We start from the raw sequence: 7,207 nt of genomic DNA on the forward strand, positions 1-7,207 counted from the left end.
CTCCTCCGAGATCCCCACGGCGAGCATTCCCGCGGCCATGCTGAGCATCGTCCCCGCGGTGCCGGCGAGGCCCGGAACGCCGGTCTTCCCGATCCAGATGTAGGAGAGCTGGATCGCGAGCACCGGCAGCAGCCAGCCGAACGCCTCGACGCGACCGGCGCGCCAGCCGGCGAGATCCCGGATCGGCTCCCGCGCCCACCATCCCGCTCGCCGGAGCAGCAGCGCCACCGCGAGGGAGACCGCGAGGCTGAGCCCGTTGGTCAGCACGACGCCCAGCTGCGGGAACCACCCGGGCTGCAGGGCGGGCATCGGAATCGATCCGAATCCGTACGTCGTGACCCACCACGCGAGCATCACGAGGGCGGCGCCGGCCCACGGCCGCCGGCCGGTGGCGGGGGATGAGGTCACGGCCGCAACGCTACCGGTCCTGCCCCGCGCCCGGCACCACCTCATAGGCTGGCTGCATGACCACTCCGCACCCGTCCTCCGCAGCATCCCGCCCGCAGGCCGTCATCAGCGGCGGCGGAACCGGCATCGGACTCGCCTCGGCGCTGCGCCTCGCGCGCGACGGCTTCGACCTCGTGCTCCTCGGCCGCCGCGAGGCCGTCCTGCAGGAGGCGGCCGACCGGATCCGCACGCAGACCCCGGACGCCCGCGTGCAGACGATCGTCGCGGACCTGCAGGATCCGGACGCCGTCGAGCGCGCGGCCGGAGAGATCGCCGGGGACGTCGACGTGCTGCTCAACAACGCCGGCGGCAACGTGCTGGACCGCGGCGAGGGCCTCGCCGGCATCGCCGCCAACTACGAGGCCAACATGCGCCTGAACGTGCTCACCGCGGTGCTGCTGACCGAGGCGCTGCTCCCCCGCATCACGCGGCCGGGCGGCCGGATCGTCTCGATCAGCTCGATCGCGGCGCTCCGTGGCGCGAACGGCTACGGCGCGGCGAAGGCCGCGATCCACGGCTGGATGATGGGTCTCGCGGCCGAACTCGCCGCCGAGGGCGTGACGGTCAACGCGGTCGCGCCCGGGTATGTGCCCGACACCGGATTCTGGGACGGGCGTCGCACGCCCGACATCGTGGCGTCGCGGCTCGCCCAGGTGCCGATGAACCGCGCGGGAACGCCCGACGAGGTCGCCGGCGCCGTCTCGTACCTCGCCGGCCCCGAAGGCGGCTGGACCACCGGGCAGATCATCCAGGTGAACGGCGGCGCGCTGTTCGGTCGGGGCTGAGACCCGCCGCGACCGCGGGCTCGCCCTTCACGCCCGCCCTGTCACGCCCGCCGCGTGTAGCGATGCTCCGGACGGCCGGTGGCACCGTAGCGGAGCCGCACCTCGACGGCGTCGCGTTCGGCGAGCGCGGCGAGGTGCCGCTGCGCGGTGGCGCGGGAGATCCCCACGCGCTCTCCGATCTCGGCGGCCGAGGCCTCGTCCTCGCCCAGCGCGGCGAGCACGACCTGCTCGGTCGCGGAGCGCGAGGGCGATGCGGCCTCTCCGGATCCGTGCAGGATCGCGAGCGCGCGATCGACGTCCTTCTGTCCCACGGCGCGATCGCCCGCGAGCAGGTTGCGGAAGCGCGCGTAGCGATCGAGGGCGCCGACCAGCGCCCGCTGCTCGAACGGCTTGATCAGGTAGGCGTGCGCGCCAGAGCGCAGCGCCCGCCGCACGGTCGCCGGGTCGTCGGCCGCGGAGACGACGATCGCGTCCACCCCCGCCTCGCGCACGAGGCCGATCCCGTCGCCGTCGGGCAGGTAGACGTCGGCGACGAGCAGGTCCGGTGCGAGATCGCGGACGGCCGCCCTGGCCTCCGCGATCGTGCGCACCGGCTCCAGCGCGACGAAGCCCTGGCGTTCGTCGACGATGGTCTGGTGCAGACGGCCGACCCGGAAGTCGTCGTCCAGTACGAGGGTGCGGATCGGATCCGTCATCTGCTCTCTTCCTTCTCCGGTCTGTTCCCTGCACGCTCCGGTCTGTTCCCTGCCCGCTCCGGCCCGTTCCCCGCGCGCTCCGGCCCGTTCCCCGCGCGCTCCGGTCTGTTCCCTGCGGCGGGTGCGACGGCGCCGTCGAGGCGAGCCGCGAAGACCGCTCCGTGGTCGTCGCCGCCGCGGTCGATGACCCACAGGTCGCCGCCCCCGCGACGGGCGATCTCGCGGGACAGGGGCAGGCCCAGCCCATGGCCGTGCACCGCGCCGGCGTCGTCGGGACTCCCGGTCCCCTGGCTCGCATCGGCGCCGGGGCCGGCGGCAGGCCGCTGCGCATCCGATTCGTCGGTGAGCGCATCCGATTCGTCGGTGAGCGCATCGAGTCCCGCCCCCGAATCCGCGACCGTGACGACGAGCGCATCGCCGTCGTCGAGCACGGCGACCTCGATCCAGTGCGGTGCGCCTCCGGCGACGGCCGCGGTCACGGCGTTGTCGACGAGGTTGCCGAGCACCGCCGCGACGTCCTCGGCCGCGACCACCGCGCCGCGCAGGTGCGTGTCCTCCGCGATCCGCAGCGTCACGCCGCGCTCGGAGGCCTCGAGCGCCTTGGCCCCCAGGAACGACTGCAGGAACGGGTCACCGAGCCGCTCCCGGCCCGCCAGCGGGAAGTCCACGGATCCGCGCTGCATGAGCTCGGCGAGGAACTCACGCGCGTCCTGCACGCGCTCCGCGTCGATGAGCCCGGCGGCGACATGGATCCGGTTGGCGAACTCGTGGCGCTGCACGCGCAGGGCGGCGGTCATCGTGCGCACGCTCTCCAGCCGCTCCGAGAGCGCGATGAGCTCGGTGCGGTCGCGGATCACGGCCACGGTGCCGAGCGCACGCCCTTCGCGCTCGACGGGGCGCGTGTCCAGGTAGAGCACCCGCTCGCCGAGCACGATCTCGGAGAGCGCACGACCTCCTGACGCCGCCTCGCGCACCGCGTCGGGAAGCCCGGTCCGTCCCAGCGGCACGCCGACGAGGTCGTGCACGCCGAGCAGGCGCTCGGCGGCGGCGTTGCAGACCCGTACGACGCCGGCCTGATCGACCGCGAGCACGCCGTCGTCCACCCCGTCCAGCACGGCGGTCTGGTTCTGCACGAGCGCGACCAGCTCCTCCGGCTGCACCCCGAGGGTGAGCCGCTCCCAGCGACGGCGCAGCATGAGCGCGGCGACGCCCGCCAGCAGCAGCGATCCCGCGGCGGCGATGCCGATCACGGCGAGCAGCGGCGGCAGGTCGTCGAAGACCCCTGCGCGGGCGAAGCCGACGCTCACCTCGCCGACCGGTGCTCCTGCGTCGTCTCGTACGGGCACCTTCGCCCGCGCCGAATCCCCCAGCGTTCCGGTCTCCCATTCGACGACCTCGTGCCCGGCGAGCACGTCCTGGTACGGCGTGCTCACCTCCTGCCCGAGGCGATCCGGATCCGGATGCGCGAGACGGATCCCGTGATCATCCGTGATGACGACGAAGAGCGCTCCGGTGCGCGAGGCGATGGCGGTCGCCGTGCGCTGCAGCACGCCGGCCTGCAGGTCGGCGGCCTGCGGCGTGCCGGGCTCGGCCGAGGCGCGGGCGACCTCCGCGCGCACCTCCGGATCCTCCGCGAGCGTCCGCGCGATCCCCAGTGCGGAGGACTCGGCCTCGGCGCGGAGCTGCTGCACGGCCAGGACGAGGTAGACCCCGGTGCACAGCGCGACCACGAGCACGACCGTCGCGAACTGCAGGAGGAGTGTTCGCGTCGCGAACCTCACCCGACGCGTCAGGGGCATCCGTCCTCCTTGAGCAATATGCGCAGAAGTCACGCTACGCGCACAACGCGGGGAATGCGACTTACCGGGGCGGAGGCGCGAGCCGCCTCTAGTGTCGGCGAGGTCCGTCGATGACGACAGGCGGATGACGAAGGAGTCAACTCATGCCCACGGTGCTCACCGGTCTGCTCGCTGCGGCCGAGGACAAGCCCTCGTACGACATCGCTTTCGCGCCGCCGGAATGGGTTCTCGTGATCCTCGGCTTCCTGATGGTGCTCGTCTTCATGACGCTGATCATGACCAAGCGCCTCACCCCGATGGTGGCGCTGATCCTGGTCCCCACCGCGTTCGGCCTCTTCGCCGGCGCAGGGCTGGGCCTCGGCGACATGATCCTGGACGCGATCGGCAAGATGGCGCCGACCGCGGCCCTGCTGATGTTCGCGATCATGTTCTTCGGCATCATGATCGACGTCGGCCTGTTCGACCCGCTGATCCGCGTGATCACCCGGGTGCTCGGCGACGATCCGGCCAAGGTCGTCGTGGGCACCGCCCTGCTCGCCGGCGCGGTGTCGCTGGACGGCGACGGATCCACGACGTTCATCATCACCACCTCGGCGATGCTGCCCATCTACCTGCGGCTCGGCATGAACCCCGTGGTGCTCACCTGCGTGGCCGGCCTCATGAACGGCACGCTCAACATCGTGCCGTGGGGCGGCCCCACCGTGCGCGCCGCGACCGCGCTGAGCCTGCAGCCCACCGACGTGTTCGTGCCGATGCTGCCCTCGCTCGGGGTCGGCCTGCTCGTCGCGCTCGGCTTCGCCTGGATGCTCGGCCTGCAGGAGCGGCGCCGGCTCGGAGCGCTCGACGGGAGCCGTCTGACCGGCACCGCCGAGGGCGGTCTGCTCGCGGCGATCCCCGCGATCTTCCGCGGCGCCGATGCCAAGCCCGGTGCTCGCGCCGCCCTGCGCACGGGCAACATCGTCACGGTCGCGCACGGTCACGGACCGGTCTCCGCCGCCGGGGTGGATCCGGCCGACACCGCGATGGCCGACACGATGCTCGACCCGAACCGGCCCACGCTGCGCCCGAGGCTGATCTGGTTCAACCTCGCCCTCACGGTCGCCGTGATGGTGCTGCTCGTGATCGACATCATGCCGCTGCCGTACGTGTTCATGGTCGGCGCCGCGGTGGCGCTGCTCGTGAACTTCCGAAAGCTCAAGGACCAGGCGTCCGAGATCGTCGCGCACGCGCCGAGCATCGTCGGCGTCGTCTCCATGGTGATCGCCGCGGGCGTGCTCGTCGGCGTGCTGAGCGGCACCGGCATGGTCGACGCGATGGCGAACTGGATCACCACGGTCCTGCCGCCGCAGCTCGGCCCCTTCCTCGCGCCGATCACGGGCGTGCTGTCGATCCCGTTCACGTTCCTGATGTCGAACGACGCGTTCTACTTCGGCATCCTGCCGGTCCTGTCCGAGAGCGCCGCGCACTTCGGCATCGATCCCGTCGAGATGGCCCGCGCTTCCATCACCGGCCAGCCCGTGCACCTGCAGAGCCCGCTGGTCCCGGCGATCCTGCTCCTGGTCTCGCTCGCCAGCGTGAACCTCGGCGATCATCACCGCAAGGTGCTGTGGCGCGCGCTCGTGGTCTCGCTCGTGATGCTGGCGGTGGGGATCCTGACCGGCGCGATCCCGTTCTTCGTCGCGCAGTAGCCGTCGGGCTGCCGGCCGGACGGGTGTTCAGGCAGCGGTTTCTCGGCCGGACCGCTTCTCGGCCGGACCGCTTCTCGGGCGGCGGCTTCTCGGGCGGCGGCTTCTCGGGCGGCGGCTTCTCAGGCAGCGGCACGCGGTTCCGCGGAGTCCGTCTCCACGAACATCACCCGGGGCGGCGGCGCGTCTGTGTGCTCGACCCCTGCGGGAGTGATCCACACGATGACGCCGCCCGCCCTCTGCTCGGCGGTCCAGCGCCAGCGGAGATCCACGTCCGGGTGCTTCAGCGCGTGGTGCGTCTCGCAGAGGCACGCCAGGTTGCAGGGGTCGGTGGGACCGCCTCTCGCGAAATCATGATTGTGGTCGATCTGACATCGTCGGGCGGGTTGCCGGCAGCCCGGGAACCGGCAGGTGCGATCCCTGGCTCGAAGCTGTCGCCGCACCGCCTCCGGGACTCGGTAGGGAGTGGTGCGGACCACCCTGCCCTGCGGGTCGAGTGCGAGTCGCTCCCAGCTGAACGCCGCGACCGCGAGGCGGCGGGCGAGGTCCGGATCCATCGGGCCTCGCCCGTCGAGCTCCGCCATGCGGTCGTCCCGACCGAGGAGCGTGGATTCCGCGACCGTGACCTGCACGGTCGCCCGGATGCCCGTGACGATGTCGGCATCATCGGAGACACGGCCGGTGAGCACCTTCAGCAGGAAGCGATCGAACCGCACCTGGTCCAGCCGCCGCCCGTCTCGGGGCCGCTCCTCGTCGCCCGCGTCACGACTCGCGCGCTTCGCCTCATCGAGGATCGTCCGCGCCTCCTGCGTGAGCAGGTCGTACGCCGCGTGGATGAGCGCCGCGGGACCCGTCGCATGCATCGTGGCCTGCCCCGCGCCGTCGTCGGTGACCGTCACCGCGCGGTCGTCGTGGGCTCGTCGATGCGCGTCGGTCAGCGCGATCGGGGCGACGGCCGCGGCCACGGATCCGGCGAAGGCCTTCGTGCGCGCCCGGGACTCGGCCTCTGCGAACGGAACGACCTGCGCTTCGTACTCGGCGAGCGCCGAGGTGTCATCGTGGGGGATGTCGGCGGCCGCTTCGACGATGGTCTCCGCGTGCGCGAGGGACACGCCTCCCGCCTCCAGGGCGGCGCGCGTGGCCGGGAACCGCTCGTGCAGCACGTGCCCGGTCGCGAGCATCTTCGCCGCGGCGTAGCGGGACAGATACAATGCCGCCGCGAGCTCGCAGATCATCGAGCGCTCCGCCTGGTCGAATCCGGCGGATCCGGTCGGGACCTCATCGAGGAGCAGCGCGACCCTCTCGTGCGCCAGCGCCGCCTGCCGGGCCTGCATCCGTGCGATCTCGCGGCCCAGATCCGCGCACTCGGTCACGATCTCCGCGCTGCGGCGGAGGTAGTGATCGAGAGGCTGGTCCATACCCTCGAGTATAGAACATATCTTCGACGAATGGAAGGGTTATCCACAGGCCGGCGTCGTCGCCGCCCCGCTCAGAACAGGGCCGCCGGCAGCGCTCCCTCGTGCTCGAGCAGCCAGCGCTTCGTGAGGAGGCCCTCGCCCGGAGCTCCCCCGGAGTATCCGCCGAGCCCGTCGCTCGCGACAACGCGGTGGCACGGCACGATGATCGGGAGCGGGTTGGCGCCCATGATGGATCCGATCGCCCGCGCGGGCACGGCCGTGCCGCTGCGCTCGGCGAGTTCGCCGTAGGTCACGGTCTCGCCGTGGCCGACCGTGTCGTAGAGCGCGTGGAGCACGGCGTTCGTGACGTCGGACTGCGGGCCGAGGTCGAAGGGCAGG

The 7,207-nt window shown here is 72.2% G+C and carries 7 protein-coding genes; 2 read left to right on the top strand and 5 right to left on the bottom strand.

Going from position 1 to position 7,207, the window contains the following annotated elements; translation table 11 throughout:
• The coding region (locus B7X32_RS16445; protein WP_292722009.1) for a hypothetical protein at window positions 1-408 on the bottom strand (408 nt) is incomplete at its 3' end.
• 56 nt (window positions 409-464) lie between these two features.
• Here B7X32_RS16445 and B7X32_RS16450 point away from each other — a divergent pair.
• Window positions 465-1,232 carry an SDR family oxidoreductase gene (locus B7X32_RS16450; protein WP_292722012.1) on the top strand — a complete coding sequence of 256 codons (768 nt, stop codon included), beginning with the start codon at window positions 465-467 and terminating at the stop codon, window positions 1,230-1,232.
• 41 nt (window positions 1,233-1,273) lie between these two features.
• On the opposite strand, the gene B7X32_RS16455 is transcribed toward B7X32_RS16450, so the two are convergent.
• Both B7X32_RS16455 and B7X32_RS16460 read right to left on the bottom strand, forming a co-directional pair.
• Complete coding sequence (locus B7X32_RS16455) at window positions 1,274-1,927, bottom strand: response regulator (RefSeq protein ID WP_292722015.1); 654 nt, start codon at window positions 1,925-1,927, stop codon at window positions 1,274-1,276.
• The gene (locus tag B7X32_RS16460; protein ID WP_292722017.1) at window positions 1,924-3,726 is read right to left on the bottom strand and encodes a sensor histidine kinase; all 1,803 of its coding nucleotides are present in this window, start codon (window positions 3,724-3,726) and stop codon (window positions 1,924-1,926) included. Before B7X32_RS16460 ends, B7X32_RS16455 begins: the two co-directional genes overlap by 4 nt.
• 143 nt (window positions 3,727-3,869) lie before the next feature.
• On the opposite strand from B7X32_RS16460, the gene B7X32_RS16465 reads away from it, so the two are divergent.
• Complete coding sequence (locus B7X32_RS16465) at window positions 3,870-5,414, top strand: CitMHS family transporter (protein ID WP_292722020.1); 1,545 nt, start codon at window positions 3,870-3,872, stop codon at window positions 5,412-5,414.
• A gap of 119 nt (window positions 5,415-5,533) precedes the next feature.
• Here B7X32_RS16465 and B7X32_RS16470 read toward each other — a convergent pair whose 3' ends face one another.
• Window positions 5,534-6,829, bottom strand: coding sequence for an HNH endonuclease signature motif containing protein (locus B7X32_RS16470; protein ID WP_292722023.1), 1,296 nt, complete (start codon window positions 6,827-6,829; stop codon window positions 5,534-5,536).
• Window positions 6,830-6,900: 71 nt separating this feature from the next.
• Window positions 6,901-7,207, bottom strand: a 307-nt coding sequence (locus B7X32_RS16475; protein WP_292722025.1) for an MGMT family protein, incomplete at its 5' end; no start/stop codon positions are given.

The organism is Microbacterium sp. 13-71-7 (genome assembly GCF_002257455.1).
Lineage (GTDB): Bacteria > Actinomycetota > Actinomycetes > Actinomycetales > Microbacteriaceae > Microbacterium.